We start from the raw sequence: 22,558 nt of genomic DNA on the forward strand, positions 1-22,558 counted from the left end.
CCCATGAGTGATACGAAGACATCCCCGGAATTCCTTGGCGCCTACCTGGTAGTGGGCGAGGACGCCCTCAAGCGCGAGACGGTTATCAAACGCCTGCGGGCGCGCCTCGAGAAGCTCGGCGACATCGCCTTCAACTCCGACGACTTCGATGGGGAAGTGGCTACGGGCGAAGAGATCGTCTCGGCCTGCAACACGGTGCCCTTCGCCAGCCCCTATCGTCTGGTGTACGTGCGCAACGCCGAGAAACTCAAGAAAGCCGACTCCGAGCCGCTCGTTGAATACCTAAAAGCCCCCAACGCCACGACGGTGCTCGCCCTTGAGGCCGAGAAGCTTGCGAAAAGCACGCGGCTCTACAAGGCCGTCGCGGCTCTCGGCGCAAAGGCGGTTATCAGCTGTGCGCCCCCGAAAAGCTGGGAGCTGCCCAAGCAGGTGCGCGCCATGGCCACCTCCCACGGCATCGTCATGACCGAGGGAGCAGCGGCGGCCCTCGTCGAGCTTGTCGGCGAGGATACGGTGCATCTCGACAGCGAATTGCAGAAAATCGCCCTGTCCCACCAGGGCGCCGACGCCGTCACCGATCGCGAGGTTCGCGCTCTGGTGGCACGCACCTCCGAGGTCAAGCCCTGGAACTTCACCGATGCCTACGCCGACCGAAACCTGGCGCGCTGCCTTACCCTGCTGTCCATGATGGACTCTGCGTCGCCTTTGCAGCTTATCGCCCTGTGCACCGGGCGCATTCGCGAGCTTATGTGCGCCCAGTCCCTGAATGCCCGCGGCGAGGGCGGCATGTTGGCCAAAACGCTCGGACTGCCTGATTGGCGCGTGAAGAACCACCGCGCCCAGGCTCGGCGCTTCACGGCCGCCGAGCTACGGCACGCCTTGGCCATGGCCCGCGATGCGGAGCAGGCCATCAAAAGCGGCGCCGACGATGACGAAACCTTCCGCGCCTGGGTGGTGGAAACCCTTAAGCGTCCTTAGGAAGGGGCGCCAGGGCCAGCTTCGTTCGATCGTAGGGCATGCGGAAATAGTATTCGTACCCGCAGATGCCCTGAAGAATGCGCCCCTGGCGCACCAAGTAGATAAGATGCGCCAACGTCTCGCCCATAGAGAAGTACTTCTGATCGAGCGGCCACGACTGCCAATCGGGGTAGCGCCAGGTGGCATGCTGGGAGATGGACACGATGTCGTCATGGCCCGCGGCCACTAAATCGTAGATCTCCTCCAAGCGGGCGTGGTGATGATCGATAAGGAAGTCGACTCGCTCCCGCAGGCCGGTAAAGGGCTTGCCATGGGCGGGCAGCACCAAGTCAGCCTCGTATTCTCCCACCTTCGCCAAGCTGTCGAGGAACTCCTCCAAGGCGTTGTAGGCAGGAAACCAGCTGCTCACCGAAGGGGTAATGCGCTCAAGGACGTGGTCGCCCACAATCATGAAGCGGTGCTTGGCCTCGTAGAGGCAAATGTGCCAGGCGTCATGGCCGGGCGTCTCGATGACCTCGAAGGTATAGCCGCCGGCCTCGAACGTATCGCCCTCGCTCAGATAGGTCATCACCGGATAGGTTTCCAAAGGCAGCAACTCGGCTGACACGTGCAGCTTCGGCTTTCCGTCCTTGAACACCATCTCGCTTTGCTGCTCCAAGGTGGCGGCCTGCAGAAGCAAGGGACCGTAGACGTTCTCCTCCATGGCCATGAGGTTCTTCACCTCTTGGAACGAGTGCGTATTGGCATACACCGGCATGCCCGGGCGCCAAATGCGATCGAGGTTTCCCGTATGGTCGGGATGGCTGTGGGTGAGCACGATCTGAACCTGGTCCCACGAGCGGCCCAGGACGCGCAGGGCGTCATCGAGGGCCTTTTCGCTGTCGGGATGATTGAAGCCCACATCGATAATGGTGGTGGTGCCATCGTCGTCGAGCAAGAAGTACGAGTTGATGGCATGGAGGGGGTTGTAGGGAAGCGGCACGCGCACGAGGTACAAGTTGGGAAGCAGAAACACGGGCTTTCCGAAGGGCGTGTCGGGAATGCTGGGCGCGATGGCCAGCACGTGCTCAATTTCTTTGCTGATAGCCATGATCGTTGATCTCCTTGGTTTGCGACATTCTCATTTTACGTGAGAAGACACGGTATCCCCGGCACTCGACACGAAAGACAACAGCTCGTTGCCAACAAAAACGCCGCCTGATCAGGCGGCGTTTTGCAAAGCGTATGAAGGGGCAACCTACTCGGCAGCGGCTTCCTCAGCAGGGGCCTCTTCAGCCTCGGCGGCCTCAGCGGCAGCAGCCTCGGCCTCGGCCTTGGCAGCTTCCTCGGCCTCCTTGGCCTTGCGCTCGGCAGCCTTCTTCTCTTCCTTCAGCTGCTTCTCGCGACGCTTGGCCTTCTCCTCGGAAGCCTGGGCCATGGCGGCCTTGCGGGCGGCACGGGCCTCAGCCTTCTTGGAGCCGGTCTTGGGAGCCTTGGGGGTCATCTTCTCGTAGGCCTCGATGTCAGCCGGGGTCACCACGGTGTTGGCCAGGTGCATGATGCCGCTCTTGCGGTTAGCAGCCTGGTTCTTGTGGATAACGCCCTTGGAAACGGCCTTGTCCATGAGGCGGCAGGCCTCGCAGGCGAAGGCGTAGGCAGCTTTGCCGTCCTCGGCGGCCACGGCGTCCTTCACGTGGCGGATGGCGGTCTTCAGCTCGGCCTTAACGGCGCGATTGCGCATACGAGCCTTCTCGTTGGTGATGATGCGCTTCTTCTGGGACTTGATGTTAGCCATGAAATAGTGCCTTTCTTCGTTCGTTGCTGGTATCCCTTTGGTATCCAACGACACGAACGCGCAGCGGCGAGCCGCCAAGGCATATCGTGCGAACGAGGAGCGGCGGGATTTGTCCGTCATCGGGCCGGAACGTTGTTCCGAGGGCCCTTGCCAGCGAGCGTGATCTAAAGCGCAGCCACGTCTGCAGATTTGGCGGTGGAATCACCGCGCGTACGTATCGCTGGATACACAATGCGATAGAATACCAAAGACTGACTGCAGGAAGTCGAAGAAATTTCCCCAAGGCGGATAATTCTTCGCGAGACGTACATATATGAGAGGGAACCTGTGACCCACGAGCTTTCCCATATTCGCAATTTCTCGATTATCGCCCATATCGACCACGGCAAGTCCACCATTTCCGACCGTATCCTGGAAATGACGGGCACCGTGGCCAAGCGCGACATGCAAGCCCAGCTGCTCGACTCCATGGACATCGAGCGCGAGCGCGGCATCACCATTAAAAGCCAGGCGGTGCGCGTGAGCTACACCGCCGACGATGGCGAAACCTACCAGCTGAACCTCATTGACACGCCGGGCCACGTGGACTTCACCTACGAGGTGTCCCGCAGCCTGGCCGCCTGCGATGGCGCGGTGCTGGTGGTGGACGCCACCCAGGGCGTCGAGGCTCAAACTGTGGCTAACGCCATGCTGGCCATGAATGCCAACCTTGAAATCATCCCCTTCATCAACAAGATCGACCTGCCCGCCGCCGAACCGGAGCGTGTGAAAGGGGAGATCGAGGACGGTCTGGCCATTCCCGCCGACGACGCGGTGCTCGGCTCCGGCAAAACCGGCGAGGGCATCCATGACCTGCTCGAAGCGGTGGTCTACAACATTCCCGCGCCCGAGGGCGATGGCGATGCCCCCTTGCGCGCCCTCATTTTTGACAGCTACTTCGACGCCTACCGCGGTGTGGTGGCGCTCATCCGCGTGGTGGATGGCCATATCAAGAAGGGCGACAAGATCCGCATGATGGCCACCGGCACCGAAACCCTCGTCGAGGAAGTGGGCGCGCGCCATCCCCAGGAAATTGCCGAGCCGGCCCTGTACGTGGGCGAGGTAGGCTACCTGGTCACGGGCTTGAAAGACGTCAGCCTGGTGAAGGTGGGCGACACCATTACCACCGCCGAGGACGGCTCGGACATCCCGCTGCCCGGCTACCGCGAGGCAAAGCCCATGGTGTTCACCGGCTTGTTTCCCATCGATGGCGACCAGTACGAGCCGCTGAAAGAGGCGCTTGAGAAGCTGTCGCTGAACGACCCGGCCCTTATCTGGGAGCCCGAGACGTCCCACGCCCTGGGCTTCGGCTTCCGCACTGGCTTTCTGGGCCTGCTGCATATGGAGGTCATCAAGGAGCGCCTCGAGCGAGAGTTCGGGCTCGACCTGCTGGCCACGGCCCCTTCGGTGGAGTACCACGTGTACCTGAAGGGCGGCGAGATGGTCTCGCTCCACTCGCCCCAGGAAATGCCCGACCCGGGTTCCATCGAGCGCGTGGAGGAGCCCTACTTGAAGGCGAAGATCCTCGTGCCGCCCGATTACGTGGGCGCCGTCATGGACCTGGCCGTGGGGCGGCGCGGCAACTTCGTCACCATGAACTACCTGTCGCCCACCACCGTGGAAATGCTCTGGGAGATTCCGCTGTCCGAGCTCATCCTCGACTTCTTCGACAAGCTGAAATCGAACACGAAGGGCTACGCGAGTCTTGACTACGAGATGGACGGCTACAAGCCCTCCGATTTGGTGAAGCTCGATATCCTGCTGTCCGGTAAGCCCATCGACGCGCTGTCGTTCATCGTGCACCGCGACAAGGCCTATGACCGCGGCCGCATCCTGTGCGACAAGTTGAAGGAGATCATCCCGCGCCAGATGTTCGAGGTGCCCATCCAGGCGGCCATCGGCGGCCGCGTGCTGGCCCGCCAAACGGTGAAGGCCAAGCGCAAGGACGTGCTGGCCAAGTGCTACGGCGGCGACATCACCCGTAAGCGCAAGCTTTTGGAGAAGCAGAAGGCCGGCAAGAAGCGCATGAAGGCCATCGGCAACGTAGAAGTGCCGCAAGAGGCCTTCATGGCGATTCTCAAGGTGGACGAGTAGGAGAGGGGCGGGCCTCGCCGCTGCCAGGTTCCGAGATGCGCCTGTTTGGTACCCTCACGCGCGACAAAACTGCACGTTTTGGTACCGAGCGCCTGCAAAACCCCAGTTCAGAATTTCTCACTGCGAAAAAGCACGGTACCAAACCAGCGAATCCTGGAACTTGGCAGTGACTGTGGGCGTTCGCCTGCTTGACAGAGCGGCGCGCTAGGTCCTGATCGCTTTGCGAGCGCAACGGTGCGTGCCGGCCCTCGCTCGCTTGGCGAGCACAGCGGTAAGCGTTAGCCCTGGATGACATCCTCGCGGACGTAGTTGGTCATGACCTTGGGCTCTACCTCGGGCGGGTTGATGCCGGCGGCTTTGGCGGCTTCGAGGCTCTTCAGCATCCAGGCCATGTTGCGGCCCAGCATGCGCATGGTGTGCATACCCTCGCCGTCGGCCGCGGTTTCACCGGGCTGGCGACCGAAGGCGATGCCCCAGTAGGAGCTGCTCATTACCGGCATATTGTTGATCTGGAAGTACTTGTTGATTTGATCGGCCGCCTCAATGGCGCCGGCGCGACGGGCTACCCCGATGCCGGCCGCCGGCTTGAAGCGCATGAGCGAGCCACCGGCATAGAACATGCGGTCGAGCAGCGAGATGAGCGAGCCGGCTGCCCCGGCGTAGTACACCGGCGAGCCAATGATGATGCCGTCGGCCTCACCGGCCTTCTGGATCAGGTCATTGCAGCAATCCTCCGTGAAGATACACTGGTTATTGCCCGTGCGCGTGCAGATGCCGCAGGCGATACAGCCGCGAATCTCCTTGTTGGTGATCCAGGCAATCTCGGTGTCGATGCCCTCGGCCTGGAGCGCCGCGGCGCATTCTTCCAAAGCGCGGTTCGTGTTGCCGTTCATGCGAGGGCTTCCGTTGATAAGCAGTACCTTCACACTGTCTCCTCTTCTCGTGTTTTTGCTTGGCTGGATTGTAGCATCAATTAAACTAGAGCCATCACGTTTAGTTATTCGACACGCAAATGCAAGGTGCGCCATGGCGAAGAACGAAGATTACGACTGGATCAACGATCCGTTCGATGAGAAGAAGATAGCCGAGGAGCAGGAGCGCGCCGGCATGTCCGGAGCCTCTAAGACGTTTGTGCTTGTTGCCGTGCTCGTTGTCATCCTGGGTATTTTCGCCATGCTCGGTCTGCTGTTGTTCGGCATTCTGTAGGAGTCTTATGAAACGCGCATTTCCGCTGTACGCCATCCTTATCGGCGCCTTGGTCGCCGTGGTTCTTGTGGCCATCGTTGGCATTTTCGCCGTAGGCTGCACCTTTACGCTGGGGCTGACAGTCTAGCGTGGAAGGTCTGTTCGGGAAATACCGCGTGTTGCTGGCGCCCATGGCCGGTGTGTCCGACATCGCCTTCCGCACCCTGTGCCTGGAACAAGGCGCCGACGTGGCCTTCACCGAAATGGTATCGGCCAAAGGGCTTTCTTTTGCGAATGAGAAAACGCGCCACTTGCTGGCGCTGGCCGACGGGGAAACCCAGGTGGGCGTGCAGCTGTTCGGCCACGAGCCCGACGTCATGGCCTCGCAGGCCGCCTGGATCGAGGACACGTTAGGCGAAAGCTTAGCGTACCTGGACATCAACATGGGCTGCCCGGCGCGCAAAATCGTGTCGAAGGGCGACGGCTCGGCGCTTATGAAGACACCTGAGCTGGCGGCCGACATTGTGCGCGCGGTGAAGGGGACAGTGGCCCATCCCGTTACGGCGAAATTCCGCCGCGGCTGGGCCGAGGGCGAGGAAACCGCCGTGGAATTCGCCCGGCGCATGGAAGATGCCGGGGCTGATGCCGTCACCGTGCACGGTCGCTTCGCCGAGCAGCTGTACCGGGGGAGCGCCGACTGGGGCGTCATCGGCCGCGTGAAAGAGGCGGTGGCGGTGCCCGTAGTGGGCAACGGCGACATCCGCCACGGCTTCGATGCCGTGGCCATGGCCGAGCGCACTGGCTGCGACGCGGTGATGATCGCGCGCGGCGCCGAGGGCAATCCCTGGCTGTTTTCACAGGTGCAAGCCGCCCTGGCCGGGCAGCCCGAGCCAGCAGCGCCCACGGTAGAGGAGCGCATCGCCGTGGCGCGGCGCCATGCGCGGCTGCTCACCCAGCGCGAGGGGCGCAACATCGTGCGCATGCGCAAGCACGCCATGTGGTACCTGGCAGGACTTCCCGGCGCCGCCGCGGCCCGCGGGCGCATCAACTACTGCACCAGCTTGGAGGACTTCGACGCAGTGTTCGACGAACTGCTCGAGATAGCAGAGGCCCATGCATAGCTGTCCGCTTCCGCGCCACCGGGTACTCCGATTCGCTCAAACAGTCCTCGCTTTGGAGAACAGTCCACTGGACTGTTCTCGTCGCTGCGGAACTCGCTCGGTCGAAGCACCCGGTGTCGCTCCGCTACTCACCTAGAAAGAGTGTTAGCCATGCCTTATGACCCTTATACAGCGCTGTACCTGCATATTCCTTTTTGCGTGAAGCGGTGCGGGTACTGCGATTTCACTACCAGTGCGGTGGAGCGCGATTCGCCGATTATCGATGAGTACGTGGAATCGCTCGTGCTGGATATTCGCCGGGCTTCGCGCGAGGGGAAGCTGGGGGCGCTCGAGACGGTGTATCTGGGGGGCGGCACGCCGAGCTATATCGGCATGAAGCGGCTGTCCAGCTTGCTGTACGCTTTGGGCATGTCCATGCACTTGGAGCCCGAGGTGGAGTGCACCATGGAAGCGAACCCGGAGAGCCTGACCGAGCCCATGGTGCGCGACATTTGGGCGTTGGGCGCGAACCGGCTTTCGCTGGGAGTGCAGTCCTTCGATGACGAGGTGCTGGCCATCCTCGGCCGCGCCCATAATGCGGAAGCGGCGCGTCGGGCCATTGCGGCGGCGCAGACGCGCTTCGACAACGTGTCGGTGGACCTGATGTGCGGCATCCCCGGGCAAAGCGCCGACTCCTTCCGCCGCAGCGTCGAGGAGGCCGTGGCCCTGGGAGTGAAGCACGTGTCGGTGTACCCCCTCACCATTGAGCCGAACACCCCCTTCGACCGCGCTGTGCTCCGCGGCGACATGCCCGAGCCCGATGACGACGTGGAGGCCGAGGCCATGGAAGCGGCCCGCGCGGTATTGGAGGCGGCCGGCTTTCACCGCTACGAAGTGGCCAGCTACGCCCTTCCCGGCTACGAGAGCCGCCACAACACCGCCTACTGGACCAGCAAGCCCTATCTGGGCCTGGGCCGTTCCGCTGTCACCATGACCCAGAACGCCGAGCGCCGCATGCGGGTGCAGGATGGCCAGGTCATCGACGACTTGAACGCGCACCAAATGGCCGCCGAGGACCTCATGCTCGGCATGCGCATGGCCCGCGGCGTCAGCGACCAGCACGTGGCCCGCGCCACCGAGCTGCTCGAGGACGCCCCTGCCGTCTTCGCCGAACTAGAGCAACGGGGCCTCGCCGTCCATCAAGAAGGTCGCTGGCAGCCCACCGACACCGGCTGGCTCTGCGGCAACGAACTCTACGGCCGCCTCCTCGACCTAGCTCCGTAAGAACCAACTCGGTAGTCCCCGGAGGGTCGGGGGGCGCTTGCAGAGGTCTCTGAACGCCACATTCCTGCGACCGAAGGTCGCCCATAAAAACATGAAGGAGCGCAGCGCCCGAGCGAAGCGAGTCAGCGGAGCGGGTCCTCTGCAAGCGCCCCCGACCCTCCGGGGACGGACAGAGCGGGTTCCCGGCAGAAGACCCCGGGCCCCGACGGGCGGAGGGATGCTACCAGCCTTCCGTCTTCCGCCTTCCGCCCACCCCGTTGTGTCGCTTACGTCGAAATTGCAACCAAGTTAGCACTCTCTTGACCAGGTTGCTAAAATAACGTCAATAGCGAATGAAATGGTGCGCCGAAGGCCGCCGGGTAGGGAAGGAGTCAAGATGCTGTCCGAGAGACGCCAACGTGTGCTGCGCGCGCTTATCGAAGACTACGTGGAATTCGCCCTGCCGGTTGGCTCGCGCACGCTGACCGAGCGGCATCGGCTGGGGGTCAGCCCCGCCACGGTGCGCAACGACCTGTCGGCCCTGGAAGATGCCGGGTTCATCCAGCAGCCCCACACCTCGGCGGGCCGCGTACCCACCGATGCGGGCTACCGCGCCTTTGTGGACGACTTACTGTCCAGTGGCCTTGCTGAGGAAGAGCTACCGCATCCGTCGCTCGTCGACGAGCTGCGCTCGAGCGCCACCGAGCTGGACACCCTCATGGAGCGCACGTCGGCGGCCTTAGCACGCCTGACCAACTGTCTGTCCATCGTGGCCGCCCCCTCGGTGTTCTCGGGGCGCATTCGCCAGCTTACCCTCGTGTCGCTTTCCAACTACCAGGCCATCATCATCGTGGTGGCCGAGGACGGGCAGGTGGCCAACCGCAACGTCACCTTTACCGAAGAGGTAACGGCCGACGAGCTGGCCGGCGCCCAGAACCTGCTCAACCGCGTGCTGGTGGGCCAGTCGGCCCGCGATGTGCGCCGCAACTTGGACCTCAGCACCGTGGAGGCGCTGTCCGATCCACTCGTGCAGCTCATCATCGACGAAGTCATCGAGTGCCTGGGCGAAAGCGACGCCACCCGCGCCCATCGTCTCGGGCTCTCCTCGCTGCTGCGCCAGCCCGAGTTCAGCGACTCGAAGGCCCTCGTGCCCGTCATGGAGGTGCTCGAGGACGACCGCGTGCTCCTGCACACCTTCGACGACACCATTGAGGGCGAAGGCCCCGTCATGGTGCGCATCGGCCACGAGAACCCCGGCGAGGCCCTGGCCGGCGTGTCGGTAGTGGCGTGCCCCTATGGCCGCGGCAACAGCGAGGGCATGGTGGCGGTCATCGGCCCCACGCGCATGAACTACTCCAACGTCATTCGCGCCGTGCGCGCCGCCCAGTGCGTGCTGCACGACGAATAGCCCCGTTTCCCATACCCCGAGAAAGGTTCGATGCAATCACCATGGCCCAGAAGGATCTCTACGAAGTACTCGGTGTTTCCCGCGATGCCTCCGAGGCGGAAATCAAGAAGGCGTTCCGCCACCGCGCCCGCGAGCTGCATCCCGATGTGAACAAGGCACCCGATGCGGAAGACCAGTTCAAAGAGCTGAACGAGGCCTACGATGTACTGAGCGACCCGCAGAAGCGCGCCCAGTACGACCGCTTCGGCACCATTCCCGGCGCTGCGGGGGCGGGCGGTCCCTATGGCGGCGTGAACATCGACTTCGAGGACCTGTTCGGCGGCGGCTTCGGCGGCATGGGCGACATCTTCTCCACCTTCTTCGGCGGCGCGGCGGCTGGCGGCGCGGGCCGCACGGTGCGCAAAGAAGGCCGCGACATGGGTGTCGGCGTGCGCATTTCGCTGAAAGAGGCGGCCACGGGTGAGAAGAAGGAGATCGTCTACGACCGTCTGGCGCCATGTCCCGACTGCGACGGGACCGGCCTGGGCGAGGACGGCAAGGAAGTCACCTGTCCCGAGTGCGACGGCCGCGGCCGCGTGGTTACCGTGCAGCACACCTTCCTGGGCGACATGCAGTCGGCCACCACGTGCCCCAAGTGCCACGGCACCGGCACCATCATCGAGAACCCGTGCCCCGAGTGCGAAGGCCAGGGCCGCGTGCCCGACCGCCAGCGCGTGTCGGTGGAAATCCCCAAGGGCATCCGCGACGGCCAGCAGCTGCGCGTAGCCGGCTACGGCGAGGCGGGCATGCAGGGAGCGGCCGCGGGCGACCTTATCGTCACGGTGCGCATCCAGCCCGACGAGTTCTTCGAGCGCGACGGCGACAACCTGCACTGCAAGCTGGTGGTACCCATGGTGCAGGCGGCCCTGGGCGCCGACATCGAGATCGATGGCATCTACGACGATGAAAAAGTTGTCGTCACTATTCCGGAGGGCTGCCAAAACGGCCAGGTGGTGCGCGTGAAGGGCAGCGGCATGCCGCGCCTGAAGAGCGACAACCGCGGCGATTTGTTCGCCCACATCGACGTCGAAATTCCCAAGAAGCTGAGCAAGCACCAGCGCGAGCTGCTGGAGGCCCTGGCCGCCGACATGGGCGAAGATGTGAACGAGGAAAAGCGTTCGCCGCTGCAGAAGCTGCGCGACATTTTCGAGTAAGAGGTTTCTCCATGTCGCTGCCGCGGTTCTTTCTCGATAATCAAGTGCTGGCCGCTGAAACGGAGGCAGTGTTTCCTCTGCGCCTTTCGCGCGACGACGCCAAGCATGCGCGCGTGCTGCGGCTGGCGGCAGGGGAGCATGTGGCCGTCATCGACGCCAGCCAGGACTACTTCGAGTGCGAGATCGTGGATTTCTCCGACGCGCTGCCCCTCGTGCGCATCGCACGCCATCAGGAAGGCGGTGTGACGGGCCCGCAGGTTATCTTGCTGCAGGGCTTGGCGAAGGGCGACAAGATGGAGACGGTTATCCGCCACGCCACCGAAGTGGGCGTGGCGGGCTTCGTGCCCCTGACCTGCGCCCGCTCTATCGTGAAGCTGGACGGTAAGAAGGCCGCTGCGAAAACCGAGCGCTGGCAGGCCATCGCGAAGAGCGCCGCCATGCAGTCGGGCCAGCCGCGCATTCCCGAGGTTAGCGAGCCGGTTCCCGTGCGCGAGGCCGCCCGAATGCTGGCCGGCGCCACGGCAGTGCTGGTGTGCTGGGAGGAGGCACCGCAGTCGGCCTCGCTGGCCGATGCGATTCACGGCGCTCTTGCGGATACACACACGCCGGCCGAGGACGCGCGCATCGCGGTGGTCGTGGGCCCCGAGGGCGGCCTTTCCGAGGATGAAGTGCAGCAGCTGCTGGACGCCAACCCTCAGGCGCGCCTGGTCACGCTGGGCCCCTCCATTCTCCGCACGGAAACAGCGGGCATCGTAGCGCCAGCCCTGGCGCTGTATGAGCTGGGTGGCATGGGAAACGGCGGCTTTCACGGCGATGGACAATCGGCCCTAGCCGAAGCCCCCGAATCGGGCGAGCCCGGCATCTCCGAGCCCCCGGCCATCGCGCAGTCCTTCGCTGCGATGTTCGACGCCGAAGGAGACAGCCAACCGTCTGACTTGTCTCATCGAGATACTGGGAGCCAACTATGAATGGCGCAGGGGAGCGCATCGATAGAGCGGCAAAGGAGCCGCTATCCTCCGCCGCGTTTCCGCGATTCTCATTCTGCGTGGTCAACCTGGGCTGCAAGGTCAATCGAGTAGAATCCGATGGTTTCGAGCGCTTGCTGACCGAGCGCGGGGGAGTGCCCGCCCGCGAAGCCGAAGCCGATCTGATCGTCGTGAATACCTGCACCGTTACCGGCGAGGCTGAGAAGAAGACTCGCAAAGCCGTGCGCCACGCGCTGAACGCCAGCGAACGCGCCCAGGTAGTTGTCACCGGTTGCGCCACCGAGATCGACCGCGAAACCTACGCGGGCCTCAGCGAGCGCGTCGCGGTGGTCTCCAAGGCCGAAGCGGCTCTTTACCTGGCTGATTGGGTTGCGGAGACTATCTCTACCGCTTCGCCCGATGTCGCGGATGGCGAGCCTGCGGCGACTTGCCTTGACGGGTTCACGGAAGCGGAGTTCTTCGTCCCTTCCGACGGCCGCACGCGAATCGGCATCAAGGTGCAGGACGGCTGCAACAATGCGTGCACCTACTGCATCGTGCACGTGGCCCGCGGTCACGCCACCAGTCGATCGGCCGATGAAGTGGTGTCCGAGGCCGTGGCGCTGGCCCAAGCCGGCGTACGCGAGATCGTCCTAACGGGCATCAACCTGGGGTCCTACGACGACAACGGCTGCGACCTGGCCGACCTGTGCCGTCGCTTGCTCGAGGCCACGGCCGACCTGCACGAACCCGACGAGCTTCCGTGCCGCTTCCGCATCGGGTCCATCGAGCCCATGGACGTGTCGATGGATTTCATCGGGCTTCTGGCCGATGCCGAGGGGCGCCTCTGCCGCCACCTGCATCTGCCGCTTCAATCGGGCAGTTCCAAGGTGCTGCGCGAGATGGCGCGCCCTTACGACGCCGAAGAGTATCGCCAGCTGGTTGAGTACCTGCGTGCCATGGTACCGGAAATCGCGCTGACGACCGATATCATCGTGGGCTTCCCCGGCGAAACCAACGAAGACTTTGAGGACACCGTGAAGTTGGCTGAGCGCTGCGGCTTCAGCAAGATCCACGTGTTCCCGTACTCCCGCCGCGAAGGCACCCCGGCCGCCGAGCGCCCCGATCAGATACAGCCCGAGGTGAAGGCCGCCCGCGCCGCCCGCCTACGCGAACTCTCTGACCAGCTCGCCGCCGTCGACCGCGGCGCACGCGTCGGCATCCCCGAGCTCGCCCTCGTCGAAACCCCCACCAAAGCCACCACCGAAAGCTACCATGAAGTGGAGCTCGCGGAACCCAGCCTCGTCGGCAGCCTCGTATCCGTTACGCTGTAAGCGCCTCTGACGCAAAACAACAAGGCACCTCGCTCGCTGAGACAAGACGTCCCGCCTCGGCCGCGGATCCCTTCACCTACGAAAAGGCCCCGCAGCCAAAGGCTACGGGGCATTCTATTGAGCGGACGCGCAGGCGAAAGAGTCGTGGATGGGAGGGAGGATCACCACGCTTCCGCCTCCGAACGTCAAGGCTCTCTTACACAGGAACTCCCAGAATCGCCACGCTAAGACGAGCCGGTTCCCAAAGCGCCATTTAGGCGAACAGGTCCAGATCCGGAATCTTCTCGGCGGCGTTGCCACCCGCGGCGTTGATGCCGGCCATGCGGCCGAAGGTCACGCAGCGGCCATGGCCGATGCCGGGCACGTAGGTGGGGTAGTCGCCTGCGCCGAAGAAGTCGCCGGCCGCGGAACCGCACACGTACAGGCCCTCGATGGGCTGGTCGTTGGCGTCCAGCACGTGGGTGTCCAGATCGGTGCGCAGACCGCCGCACATGGTCAGCAGGTCGGCCTCGAGCTTGCCAGCGTAGAACGGCGGCTCCAGAATCTTGCCCATCACCTCGGGACGCTTGCCGAAGTCCAGGTCTTTGCCCAGGTCGCACAGCTCGTTGTAGCGCTCGACGGTGGCCACGAAGTTCTCGGCAGGCACGCCCATCTTCTCAGCCAGCTCTTCCAGGGTGTCGGCAGTCTGAGTCAGACCGCTCTCGATCTCGCCCTGGAGCACGATCTTCTGGGCCTCGAGGTTGTACTCGCCGCCCACGGGCTGGGTCAGCTGGCCCCACTGCAGGCCGCCGCCCAGACCCTTGTCCATCTGCTCCTTCACCTGCTCAAGGCCGTGGGAGTCGTAGATGGTCCAGGCTTCCTTCTGCGTCTGCAGCGCCTTGGTGACCGACTTGGACTGCGTGTTCACGTCCTCGTTCTTGAAGCGCTTGCCTTCCCAGTTCACATGCAGGAAGCCGTAGGAAGCAGCGCCGAAGTCGAGGTGCATAACGGCCGCGTGGGGCTCGGAGCGCTGCATGGCGCCGCCGATCCAGATGGCCTGCTTGTGCATGTCGCCGGTGTCGCACTCGGGCGGGTTGTAGTAGCGGGCGTCCATGGCGTAGGCGGTCATGGGGGCGTAGTACTGGAACATCTCGTCGTCGGCCGCGTAGTCGCCGGAGGCGATGATGACGGACTTGGCATTGATCTGGATGTAGTCGCCGTCGGCATTGGTGACGATGGCACCCGTCACCGGGCCCTCGCCATCGCGCACCAGGCGCTCGGACTTGGTCTCCCAGCGAATCTCGCCGCCGTTTTGGGCAATGGCGTCGTACAGAGCCGGCACCAGCACGGCGTTGCCGTACACATCACCCACGCCGGAGCCCTGGTAGAACGTGAAGTTCACCGTCTCCTCCAGCATGCCCTCCTTGTAGAAGATGTGGGTGACCGGGTACTCGGTGTAGTCGGGGCCGTGATAGTAGCCGTCCCACAGCAGCGCCTCGAGGCCCTGGCCCTTGGCGATGTCGTAGATCCAGTTGAAGCAGTCGCCGCTCTTGCGGGCGAACTCCCACAGCAGCGGCTCCTTCACGCGGCCCTGGGCCCAGTTGATCCAACGACGCACCACGTGCACGTAGTCGGGCTCCTCCAGCAGGCCCTGCTTCACCAGGTCCTCCTGCACCTTGGTGTGGAAGCCGGCAATGTGAACGCCGCGGGCAACCACCGTCTCGGGGTTCTTGTCGATGGTGATGACCTTCGCGCCCTCTTCCAGGGCAGCCAGGGTGGCGCAGCAGCCGCCCAGGCCGGCGCCGATTATCAGCACGTCGGTATCCTCGGTGCCCTTGATCTGATCCTCGGCGATGGCCTCGGGGGCAATCTCCCAGCTGTGCAGACCCTGGGTGTCGGGGCCCGCGGAAGCGCCGTTTTCGGCCATGGGCATACCGGAGCCGGTGGTGGCCAGGCTCTCGGAGCCGGAAGCTGCAGGCTCCTGGGGCGCGCAGCCGGCCAGACCGGCCATGGCGGCCGCGCCAGCGGTCACCGCGCCCATACCCAAGAATGCGCGACGGGAAAGACCGCTCTTCTTCTCTTCAGACATAGATGTCCTCCTTCTGAGATCCTCTGCCCGGTTCACAACCCGGCAGGTCGTCGGACTTCGCCTCCCTTTAAGACGAACTCCCTAAGTCCGACTGCCGTCAACGCAGCCACTTTGCATGCGGCGCCCTGGCGGATGACTTGCATTCAAGCAGAGCATCCAAAGCTTTTCGACCCGTTCACAGGGGGAAGTCCCTCCCGTCACCGCAATATCCCCCTGTCAGGGGGAGACGATTTCGCCCCTGATCAAGGTAGTCAAATTCCGTGATGGCTATAATCTCCCCGGGAGGGATTTCTATGAACAAGTTACTGCGACGGGAGCTTTGGATTTCGCCCGACGTATTCGGCTTTGCAGCCCACTGGGCCTGGATTTGGTGCGTCTTCTGGAGCGCGCTGTTCTACGGAGAAAGCTGGAAGCTGCCCGATTTGGCACTGGCGCCCAGCACTCATCTCGAGCCTCTTTGGGTGGTGTCGCTCTTTATGAACGTGGTGAGTATCGGCGCACTGCTCTTCCTGGCCCGTCATCGCAATCCGCTCTCGGAGGTGCGGTGGCTGCCCTATGTGTGCGCTTTTCTCACCGCCGTGGGAACCTTCTGCATTTCGCACTTCTCCCATATTGCCTCCGCCGAGACCGTGCCGGCGTTCTATCTTGCCGGTTCGGTGCTGACCGGCCTGGGAAGCGGCGGTATCGTTATGTTGTGGGCCGAGCGGTTTGCCGAATTGCCCTCGTGGCGGGTAGTCCACTTCTTCGTCAGCGCCACCCTTGTCGCCATACTGGTTTATTGCTTTTGCATGATCGTTCCAAGTTTCGTGGCCCAGGCACTCGCAACCGCCTTGCCGCTGGTAGGCATGGGGTTCTATCTACACCAGCGCCGTCAACTGCCCTCGGTACCGCGCAAATACCGCAACGTGCGCATTGAGGCGCGCCTTCCTGTCCTTATGATTGTGGTGGCGTTTTTCTTTGGCCTGTCCTTCGGCGCCATGAAAGCGCTCATCGCGCCGGCTGGGGACGGGTGGATCAACCTCCGTGACGCGCTCAATATCGTCGCTATCGCCTTAGGCACGGTGGCCATCTATGTTACCTCGGCAGTGTTCAAAATGGACTTCGATCACCTTACCTACCAGGTGGCGCTGCCGCTCATGGCCGCCGGCTTTTTGTTCCTGCCTATGCACGAACCGTGGTCGGTGGTGGGCACGGCGGTGCACCAAATGGGCTACCAATACTTTTATATTGTGCTGTGGGCGCTTTGGGCTGCCCTCGTGGCGCGCGAGCATGTGCCCGCGGCCTGGATTGCCGGGTGGGGACTGCTGGCCATCCAGGGAGGACAGCTCTTGGGCTCCATCGGCGCCGACCTGTGCCTCGTGTTCATCCATGGCGATCTGGGAAAGGCCATGCTGTCGGCCTTCGTTATCTTCGTCATTTTGTTGGTCAGCCTGTTCGTCTTCGGCAACCGATCGGCGAACACGGGCTGGGGGTTCATCAAGCCCATGGAGCAGGAGCAGGCGGAGGACTCCGCTCGCTCATTCGACGAGGCCTGCGAGGTGATAGCCCATCGCTATCGCCTGACCACCCGCGAAAACGACGTGTTTCTCCTGTTGGCCCGGGGCCGCAACCGCGCCTACATCCGCGATGAGCTGGTGATAGGGGACGAAACGGTGAAGAGCCACATCAAGAGCATCTACCGCAAGTGCGAAGTGCATTCGCAGCAAGCGCTCATCAACCTGGTTGACCGCGAGAGGGCCGAGGAGAGGCTGGGGGAGTAGGGGGTTCTCGCCCGCGCACCCATTGTCCGCAGCGTTTTCCCTCTTTCCTCTCTTACATCTTCGTATGGTTTTGGAGCGGACGCACAACATGGGGTACAATAGCGCCCATGACTGAACAACAACACACATCTGAGCGGCCGTCGGCGTCTGAACACGCTCGCGTCACGCTCACCGCTCCTTCCGGGGTGGATATGGCGCTGGTGGTGGGCACCGCCGACGAGATCCTGCAGGAGCTCGAGCGCGCCTTCGCCGCACGCATCACGGTGCGCGGCGACGTGGTAATCCTCGAGGGCGACGACATCGAAGTGCAGCAGCTTACCGCCCTGTTCACCGACGTGTTCAAGCTGGTGCAGGAGGGGAGTGCCCCCGATGTGCCCTACGTGCAGCGAGCCATCGAGCTTTTGCGCCGTGCGGAATTCTCGCCCACGGCTCTGCGCGAGGACGTGCTGCTGTCCTATCGCGGCCGGGCTATCCGCCCGAAGACCGCTGGCCAAAAGCACTACGTCGACGCCATCCGCGAAAACACCGTCACCTTCGCCATCGGCCCTGCCGGCACCGGTAAAACTTACCTGGCCATGGCCATGGCGGTGGCGGCTCTCAAGCGCAAGGAAGTGGGCCGCATCATCCTGTCACGCCCCATTGTGGAGGCGGGGGAAAACCTCGGATTTCTGCCCGGCACCCTTTTCGAGAAGGTGGATCCCTACATCCGTCCGCTCTACGACGCGCTGTATTCTATGTTCGACCAGGAGCGCGCCAACGCCCTCATTGAGAACGGCACCATCGAAATCGCGCCCTTAGCCTTCATGCGTGGCCGTACGCTCAACGACGCGTTCATCATCCTGGATGAGGCGCAGAACACCACGCCCGAGCAAATGAAGATGGCCCTCACGCGTCTGGGCTTCGGCTCGAAAATCGTCGTCACGGGCGACATCTCCCAAATTGACTTGCCCCGCGGCACCAGCGGCCTGGTTCAGGTGCGCAGCATCCTCGAGGGCATCGACGATATCGCGTTCTGCGATTTAAACGGTAAAGACGTCGTGCGCCACTCCCTGGTCGCCACCATCGTGGCCGCCTACGAGCGCGCGGCGGGAAAGGCGAAGTAGCCCATGGAAATTCTCATCACCTACCCCTACCGCGAAGAGGACCTCACCGAAATGCCGCTGCACGATCTGGCGCAGTTCGTGCTCGAGCGCGAAGGGAAGCCCCTGAACACCGAGGTGTCGGTCAGCTTCGTCGACAACGCCACCATCGCCGAGCTCAATGAGCGCTTCCGCAATATCGAAGGGCCCACCGACGTGCTCTCCTTCGAATGCGACAACATCGCCGACGACATCACGGCCGCCGACGGGCCGGCCTGTCCGCTCTACGAGCTGGGAGACGTCATCATCGCCCCCGACGTGGCCGAGGCCCAAAGCCAGGAATACGGCAATTCCCTCGAGCAGGAGGTCAGCCTGCTGCTGGTTCACGGCCTTCTGCATCTGTGCGGCTACGACCACATCGAAGACGACGAGGCAGAAATCATGGAGGCTCGCGAGGCCGAGCTTTTGCGCGAGTGGTCCGAGCGCAATCTGCCCCCCATCGACGAGCGCCGCTAGCGAGCATTCATGACGTCTTCTGCGCACCGCGAGACTACTACACCGGAGGAGCCGGCCGAACCCGCAAGCTCTGCCGCCGCGCGTGCCGATGACGCTCGCGCCGACCACCCCGTGCGCACTGCCGCCCAGAGCCGCTCCTGCGGGGAGGGACGCTTCCCGTTGGCCTGCGCCTTTCGCTGCGCCGCCCAGGGCGTTCGCTACGCCTTCACGTCCCAGCGCAACTTGAAGATCCAGGGCGCTTTGGGGCTTGCCGCCGTGGCGCTCGGGCTCATCCTGAGGTTGAACCAGGCAGAATGGCTTGCCTTGGTGCTGTGCATCATGGTGGTGGCTACGGCAGAAATCATCAACACCGCTATCGAGTCCGTGGTCGACCTTGCCACCAGCCATTGGCACCCCTTGGCCCGCGCCGCTAAAGACGCCGGCGCGGGGGCCGTGCTCGTGGCCTCCGCAGGCTCGGTCATCATCGGCCTCATCGTGTTCCTTCCCCATCTCGTTTCCCTTTCCTGAAAGGATCATCATGGACTTGGATGCCTACTTCGCCGAGAACCCCATGGGGGGCTCATTTCCCACGAATCCTGACTTCAAAAGCGGATTCGTCACCTTGGTGGGACGCCCGAATGCCGGCAAGTCCACGCTGCTCAACGCCATCATGGGCAAGAAGATCGCCATCACCTCGAACACCGCCCAAACCACCCGCCATCGTTTCCGCGCCGTGTACACCACTGACGAGATGCAGATGATCCTGGTGGACACCCCGGGCCTGCACAAGCCCAAGGACGCCTTGGGCGAGGAGCTGAACACCAGCGCCATCAAAGCCCTGGAGGATGTGGACGTGGTGGCCATGCTCATCGACGCGTCCAAGCCCATTGGCAAGGGCGACGAATGGGTGGCCGAGCAGGTGCGCGCCGCCAAGGGGTCGGCGAAGATCTGTGTGCTCACCAAAACCGATCTGGCCACCGATGCCCAGATCAGCGCCCAGCGCGCGGCAGCCGAGCAGCTGTGCTCTTGGGACGCTATGGTGGCGCTCTCCTCGGAAACGGGGCGCAACGTCGACGCCTTCGTGGAAGAGGTGCAGTTCCTGCTGCCCGAGGGCCCCGCGTGGTTCCCTCGCGACATGGAAACCGACCAGCCGCTGGAAGTAACCGTCGCCGAGTTCATCCGCGAGAAGGTCCTGCGCAACTTCTTCGACGAGGTGCCCCATGCCATCGGCGTGGGCATCGAGGAGATGGAGTTCGAGCCGCCGAATCTCTACCGCATCTTCGCCGTCATCTACGTGGAGCGTGACAGCCAGAAGGGCATCATCATCGGCAAGCGCGGAGCAGCCATCAAGCGCATCGGCTCGGAGGCCCGCAAGGATTTGGAGCTTCTCCTGGGCTCGAAGGTGTTCCTCGATCTGTCGGTCAAGGTGAAGAAAAACTGGCGCCGCGATGCCAACCAGATTCGCCGCTTCGGCTATGGCGAGGGTGCCTAGGGGGCTCCCATTTGCAGAAAGCGCCCGGACCGCCCGTTGAAATCAGCGCGCGGTCCTTTTCGTTGGTGCGCCAACGAGCAATTGTTCCTGTTTTGTTGTCGATACGGCCTCTATGAATGACCAATCAGCGCAGCTTATAAGGTACAATTCCCCTCGACATGCCCATATATGAGGAGAACGTAGATGAAATGCCCCCACTGCTCATTTGAGAACCGCTCCGCCGCCCCGTTCTGCGAGAACTGCGGCGAAGTGTTCCCCGTGCGCATGAATATCCCTGAAATCAAAACTCCCTCAACCGACGCCAAGCGGCGCGGCGAGGTGCTCTCCGATGTGCCGCCCATTGTTAAGGTGCCGGAAATTCCACGCCCCGAAGTGAAGCGCGCCACCCCGGAAGAGGGCGCCGCACCGCTGCCCGACCCGGTGGCCGTGCCCGACCTGTCGGGCTTTGAGCGACTGGTGGATTCCACCTATGTGCCGCCCGTTCCGCACAACTCCGCTGGTGACACCGCCGAGCTGCCGCGCATCGAGGAGGAGTACGTCCCCCGCGCCCGCAGCTATACCTTGGGACTCGATCCCAAAGAGCAGCGCAAGCGCGACCGCGAGCAGAAGCGCTTGGAGAAGAAGTTCGTCAAGCAGCAGCAAAAAGAAGAGGTCCGCGCCGCCAAAGAGGCCGAGAAAGCCGAAAAGGCTGCGCAGAAGGCGGCCGAAGCCGAGGAGCGTCAGGCGCGCAAGGCTGCTGAGGCCGAGGAGCGCCAAGCCCGCAAGGCGGCCGAAGCCGAAGAGCGTGCCGCTCGCAAAGCCGCGGAAGAGGAAGAGCGCCAAGCCCGCGAGGCCGCCGAAGCAGAGAAGCGCGCGGCGCAGAAAGCTGCTGAGGAAGCTGCCGCGCTGGCCGCTGCCGAGGCGACACAGAACGAACTAGCCGTTGCACCAGTTTTCGAAGAATCTGTCGAAGAAGCAGGCGTCGAGCCGGCAGCGACGGCGTTTGCCGCTGAGGACGAGGCGTCGGATGCCGAGAACGCCCAGCACGTCGCCGAGGAGCCCGCAGCCCTCATGGCTGCGGCCGGCACGGTCGCTCTCGCCGAACCCGGTGTCACGGTCCAGGAAGCAGAAGAGGCGTCACTCACCCTCGCTCCTCGCAGTCGTACAGAAGAGCTTCAGACACTGGCTCCCGCCGGCGCTTCGACGACAAGCGCTGATGACATCGCCGGTGTTGCTGCTGCGGCCCCCGCCGCATCGGGCACCCTTTCGCTGGAAAATGCCCAGGACACAGCCACCGAAGATGCCACGGACGCGCCGGCACCCGCGAAGAGCCGTTCGACCACTTCCACTTCCAACGCTTCGCACAGCACCGCTCAGCCTTCCCACGGGCGCATCAGTCGCTCGAAAAAGCCGCTGGTCATTGCTATCTGTGCCTTGGTGGTTGTCATAGCCGTGGCGGTCGCCGGAGGCACCTATTACGCCGAGCTGTGGGGCGGTCGCACCGTGCCCGACGTCGTCGGCCTGGGCCAAAACGAGGCCATCGCCGAGCTGGAGCAAAAAGTATTCGCCGTCGAGGCTACTACCGTCCCCTCGGACGAGCCGGCGGGTACAGTCATCAGCTGCGAACCGGCAGGTGGCAGCCGCGTTGAAGAGGGAAGCACCGTCGTGCTCACCGTCGCAACGCCGCGCATCGTCCCCGAAGTCAAGGGGCTCGCGCAGCAGGAAGCCGTCGACGCTCTGGCTGCAGAGGGCTTTACGGCCATCGAGTACAAGGAAAAGAAGTCCAACAAAGACGAGGGCGTCGTACTTTCCGTGAGCCCCAAGGCAGGCGAGGAGGCCAAGGCCGATACCCCCATCACGCTGACGGTTGCCGTGCCCTTCACCGTTCCGAACGTCGAGGGCAAGAGCCAGGACGAGGCCACGAAGCTGTTGGAGGATGAGGGTTACAAGGTTTCCACGGACTGGTATGTCACCGAGGACATCGAGGAGGGCACGGCCGTCTCCACCGATCCCGAGGCAGGTACCAAACTCGACTCGGGTTCCGATGTCACGCTCTACATCGCCCATTCCCGCGGCACCGAGCTGCGTGAGTTGACCGCTTCCATTCTGCCCGGCGCCACACTCACCGTCGACAATGTCACCTACCAGGTGCAGGATGTGAAGAGCACCAGCTACCGCGGCGACGGGGAAGTGAACTACACCGTGACGGCCAAGAAGTACGAGGTGGTCACCCTGCCCTTCGGCCTGGGCGAGAAAACGTACTACGACGACAAGGTGCAGACCATCGAGGGCGGCATCGTGTGGGACGACAACAACGAGGTCTCCTACGCCAGCCCCGCCATTCGCTACTAG

General features: G+C 63.4%; 19 protein-coding genes. 15 read left to right on the plus strand and 4 right to left on the minus strand.

The features are described from left to right. Nucleotides 1-3 precede the first annotated feature (3 nt). A complete protein-coding gene (gene holA / locus QZ307_RS01685; RefSeq protein ID WP_295994859.1) occupies nt 4-978 on the plus strand; it encodes a DNA polymerase III subunit delta in 975 nt (324 codons plus the stop codon). Here holA and QZ307_RS01690 read toward each other — a convergent pair. Together QZ307_RS01690 and rpsT are read right to left on the minus strand one after the other, a co-directional pair. Then, on the minus strand, nt 965-2,068 hold the full coding sequence (locus tag QZ307_RS01690; protein WP_295994862.1) for an MBL fold metallo-hydrolase: 1,104 nt from the start codon (nt 2,066-2,068) through the stop codon (nt 965-967). The two genes, holA and QZ307_RS01690, sit on opposite strands and share 14 nt — an antisense overlap. 147 nt (nt 2,069-2,215) lie before the next feature. Next, on the minus strand, nt 2,216-2,752 hold the full coding sequence (gene rpsT / locus QZ307_RS01695; protein WP_295994865.1) for a 30S ribosomal protein S20: 537 nt from the start codon (nt 2,750-2,752) through the stop codon (nt 2,216-2,218). Nucleotides 2,753-3,079: 327 nt separating this feature from the next. Between rpsT and lepA the strand changes: the two genes are divergently transcribed. Beyond that, the gene (gene lepA, locus QZ307_RS01700; protein ID WP_295994867.1) at nt 3,080-4,885 is read left to right on the plus strand and encodes a translation elongation factor 4; all 1,806 of its coding nucleotides are present in this window, start codon (nt 3,080-3,082) and stop codon (nt 4,883-4,885) included. Between the two features lie 278 nt (nt 4,886-5,163). Here lepA and QZ307_RS01705 read toward each other — a convergent pair whose 3' ends face one another. After that, nucleotides 5,164-5,811, minus strand: coding sequence for a flavodoxin family protein (locus tag QZ307_RS01705; protein ID WP_295994870.1), 648 nt, complete (start codon nt 5,809-5,811; stop codon nt 5,164-5,166). Nucleotides 5,812-5,911: 100 nt separating this feature from the next. On the opposite strand from QZ307_RS01705, the gene QZ307_RS01710 reads away from it, so the two are divergent. The 7 genes from QZ307_RS01710 to QZ307_RS01740 all read left to right on the plus strand — a co-directional run bounded on the left by QZ307_RS01710 (nt 5,912) and on the right by QZ307_RS01740 (nt 13,333). Then, complete coding sequence (locus QZ307_RS01710; protein WP_295994872.1) at nt 5,912-6,091, plus strand: hypothetical protein; 180 nt, start codon at nt 5,912-5,914, stop codon at nt 6,089-6,091. 128 nt (nt 6,092-6,219) lie between these two features. Continuing rightward, nucleotides 6,220-7,191: a tRNA dihydrouridine synthase DusB gene (gene dusB, locus QZ307_RS01715; protein ID WP_295994874.1), complete on the plus strand. Its 972-nt coding sequence runs from the start codon at nt 6,220-6,222 to the stop codon at nt 7,189-7,191. Nucleotides 7,192-7,341: 150 nt separating this feature from the next. Beyond that, entirely contained in the window at nt 7,342-8,454 is a 1,113-nt protein-coding gene (gene hemW, locus QZ307_RS01720) for a radical SAM family heme chaperone HemW (RefSeq protein ID WP_295994877.1), read from the plus strand. A 376-nt stretch (nt 8,455-8,830) separates the two neighbouring features. Beyond that, nucleotides 8,831-9,841 carry a heat-inducible transcriptional repressor HrcA gene (gene hrcA, locus QZ307_RS01725; RefSeq protein ID WP_295994881.1) on the plus strand — a complete coding sequence of 337 codons (1,011 nt, stop codon included), beginning with the start codon at nt 8,831-8,833 and terminating at the stop codon, nt 9,839-9,841. 41 nt (nt 9,842-9,882) lie between these two features. Continuing rightward, complete coding sequence (gene dnaJ, locus QZ307_RS01730; RefSeq protein WP_295994884.1) at nt 9,883-11,034, plus strand: molecular chaperone DnaJ; 1,152 nt, start codon at nt 9,883-9,885, stop codon at nt 11,032-11,034. Between the two features lie 11 nt (nt 11,035-11,045). Next, nucleotides 11,046-12,002: a 16S rRNA (uracil(1498)-N(3))-methyltransferase gene (locus QZ307_RS01735; protein WP_295994887.1), complete on the plus strand. Its 957-nt coding sequence runs from the start codon at nt 11,046-11,048 to the stop codon at nt 12,000-12,002. Then, nucleotides 11,999-13,333 carry a MiaB/RimO family radical SAM methylthiotransferase gene (locus QZ307_RS01740; RefSeq protein WP_295994890.1) on the plus strand — a complete coding sequence of 445 codons (1,335 nt, stop codon included), beginning with the start codon at nt 11,999-12,001 and terminating at the stop codon, nt 13,331-13,333. Before QZ307_RS01735 ends, QZ307_RS01740 begins: the two co-directional genes overlap by 4 nt. Nucleotides 13,334-13,586: 253 nt before the next feature. Here the strand turns inward: QZ307_RS01740 and QZ307_RS01745 are convergent, their stop codons facing one another. After that, a complete protein-coding gene (locus tag QZ307_RS01745) occupies nt 13,587-15,401 on the minus strand; it encodes an FAD-binding protein (RefSeq protein ID WP_295994893.1) in 1,815 nt (604 codons plus the stop codon). A 293-nt stretch (nt 15,402-15,694) separates the two neighbouring features. On the opposite strand from QZ307_RS01745, the gene QZ307_RS01750 reads away from it, so the two are divergent. From QZ307_RS01750 to QZ307_RS01775, 6 genes are all read left to right on the plus strand, one after another. Continuing rightward, nucleotides 15,695-17,161 (plus strand): LuxR C-terminal-related transcriptional regulator, encoded by a 1,467-nt coding sequence (locus tag QZ307_RS01750; protein WP_295994896.1) that lies wholly within the window; start codon nt 15,695-15,697, stop codon nt 17,159-17,161. 107 nt (nt 17,162-17,268) lie between these two features. Continuing rightward, entirely contained in the window at nt 17,269-18,264 is a 996-nt protein-coding gene (locus QZ307_RS01755; protein ID WP_295994898.1) for a PhoH family protein, read from the plus strand. Nucleotides 18,265-18,267: 3 nt separating this feature from the next. Continuing rightward, the gene (gene ybeY, locus QZ307_RS01760) at nt 18,268-18,756 is read left to right on the plus strand and encodes an rRNA maturation RNase YbeY (RefSeq protein WP_295994901.1); all 489 of its coding nucleotides are present in this window, start codon (nt 18,268-18,270) and stop codon (nt 18,754-18,756) included. Between the two features lie 9 nt (nt 18,757-18,765). Beyond that, the gene (locus tag QZ307_RS01765; RefSeq protein ID WP_295994904.1) at nt 18,766-19,263 is read left to right on the plus strand and encodes a diacylglycerol kinase family protein; all 498 of its coding nucleotides are present in this window, start codon (nt 18,766-18,768) and stop codon (nt 19,261-19,263) included. A gap of 43 nt (nt 19,264-19,306) precedes the next feature. Beyond that, a complete protein-coding gene (gene era / locus QZ307_RS01770) occupies nt 19,307-20,227 on the plus strand; it encodes a GTPase Era (protein ID WP_295994973.1) in 921 nt (306 codons plus the stop codon). Nucleotides 20,228-20,410: 183 nt separating this feature from the next. Then, nucleotides 20,411-22,558 (plus strand): PASTA domain-containing protein, encoded by a 2,148-nt coding sequence (locus QZ307_RS01775; protein WP_295994908.1) that lies wholly within the window; start codon nt 20,411-20,413, stop codon nt 22,556-22,558.

It is taken from the genome of uncultured Adlercreutzia sp. (assembly GCA_910585575.1).
Taxonomy (GTDB): Bacteria; Actinomycetota; Coriobacteriia; order Coriobacteriales; family Eggerthellaceae; genus Adlercreutzia.

Excerpts from the sequence above, each read along its gene's own strand:
- holA (WP_295994859.1), top strand. The coding sequence starts at position 4 with ATGAGTGATACGAAGACATCCCCGGAATTCCTTGGCGCCTACCTGGTA.
- QZ307_RS01690 (WP_295994862.1), bottom strand. The coding sequence starts at position 2,068 with ATGGCTATCAGCAAAGAAATTGAGCACGTGCTGGCCATCGCGCCCAGC.
- rpsT (WP_295994865.1), bottom strand. The coding sequence starts at position 2,752 with ATGGCTAACATCAAGTCCCAGAAGAAGCGCATCATCACCAACGAGAAG.
- QZ307_RS01710 (WP_295994872.1), top strand. The coding sequence starts at position 5,912 with ATGGCGAAGAACGAAGATTACGACTGGATCAACGATCCGTTCGATGAG.
- hemW (WP_295994877.1), top strand. The coding sequence starts at position 7,342 with ATGCCTTATGACCCTTATACAGCGCTGTACCTGCATATTCCTTTTTGC.
- hrcA (WP_295994881.1), top strand. The coding sequence starts at position 8,831 with ATGCTGTCCGAGAGACGCCAACGTGTGCTGCGCGCGCTTATCGAAGAC.
- dnaJ (WP_295994884.1), top strand. The coding sequence starts at position 9,883 with ATGGCCCAGAAGGATCTCTACGAAGTACTCGGTGTTTCCCGCGATGCC.
- QZ307_RS01735 (WP_295994887.1), top strand. The coding sequence starts at position 11,046 with ATGTCGCTGCCGCGGTTCTTTCTCGATAATCAAGTGCTGGCCGCTGAA.
- QZ307_RS01740 (WP_295994890.1), top strand. The coding sequence starts at position 11,999 with ATGAATGGCGCAGGGGAGCGCATCGATAGAGCGGCAAAGGAGCCGCTA.
- QZ307_RS01745 (WP_295994893.1), bottom strand. The coding sequence starts at position 15,401 with ATGTCTGAAGAGAAGAAGAGCGGTCTTTCCCGTCGCGCATTCTTGGGT.
- QZ307_RS01750 (WP_295994896.1), top strand. The coding sequence starts at position 15,695 with ATGAACAAGTTACTGCGACGGGAGCTTTGGATTTCGCCCGACGTATTC.
- QZ307_RS01755 (WP_295994898.1), top strand. The coding sequence starts at position 17,269 with ATGACTGAACAACAACACACATCTGAGCGGCCGTCGGCGTCTGAACAC.
- ybeY (WP_295994901.1), top strand. The coding sequence starts at position 18,268 with ATGGAAATTCTCATCACCTACCCCTACCGCGAAGAGGACCTCACCGAA.
- QZ307_RS01765 (WP_295994904.1), top strand. The coding sequence starts at position 18,766 with ATGACGTCTTCTGCGCACCGCGAGACTACTACACCGGAGGAGCCGGCC.
- era (WP_295994973.1), top strand. The coding sequence starts at position 19,307 with ATGGGGGGCTCATTTCCCACGAATCCTGACTTCAAAAGCGGATTCGTC.
- QZ307_RS01775 (WP_295994908.1), top strand. The coding sequence starts at position 20,411 with ATGAAATGCCCCCACTGCTCATTTGAGAACCGCTCCGCCGCCCCGTTC.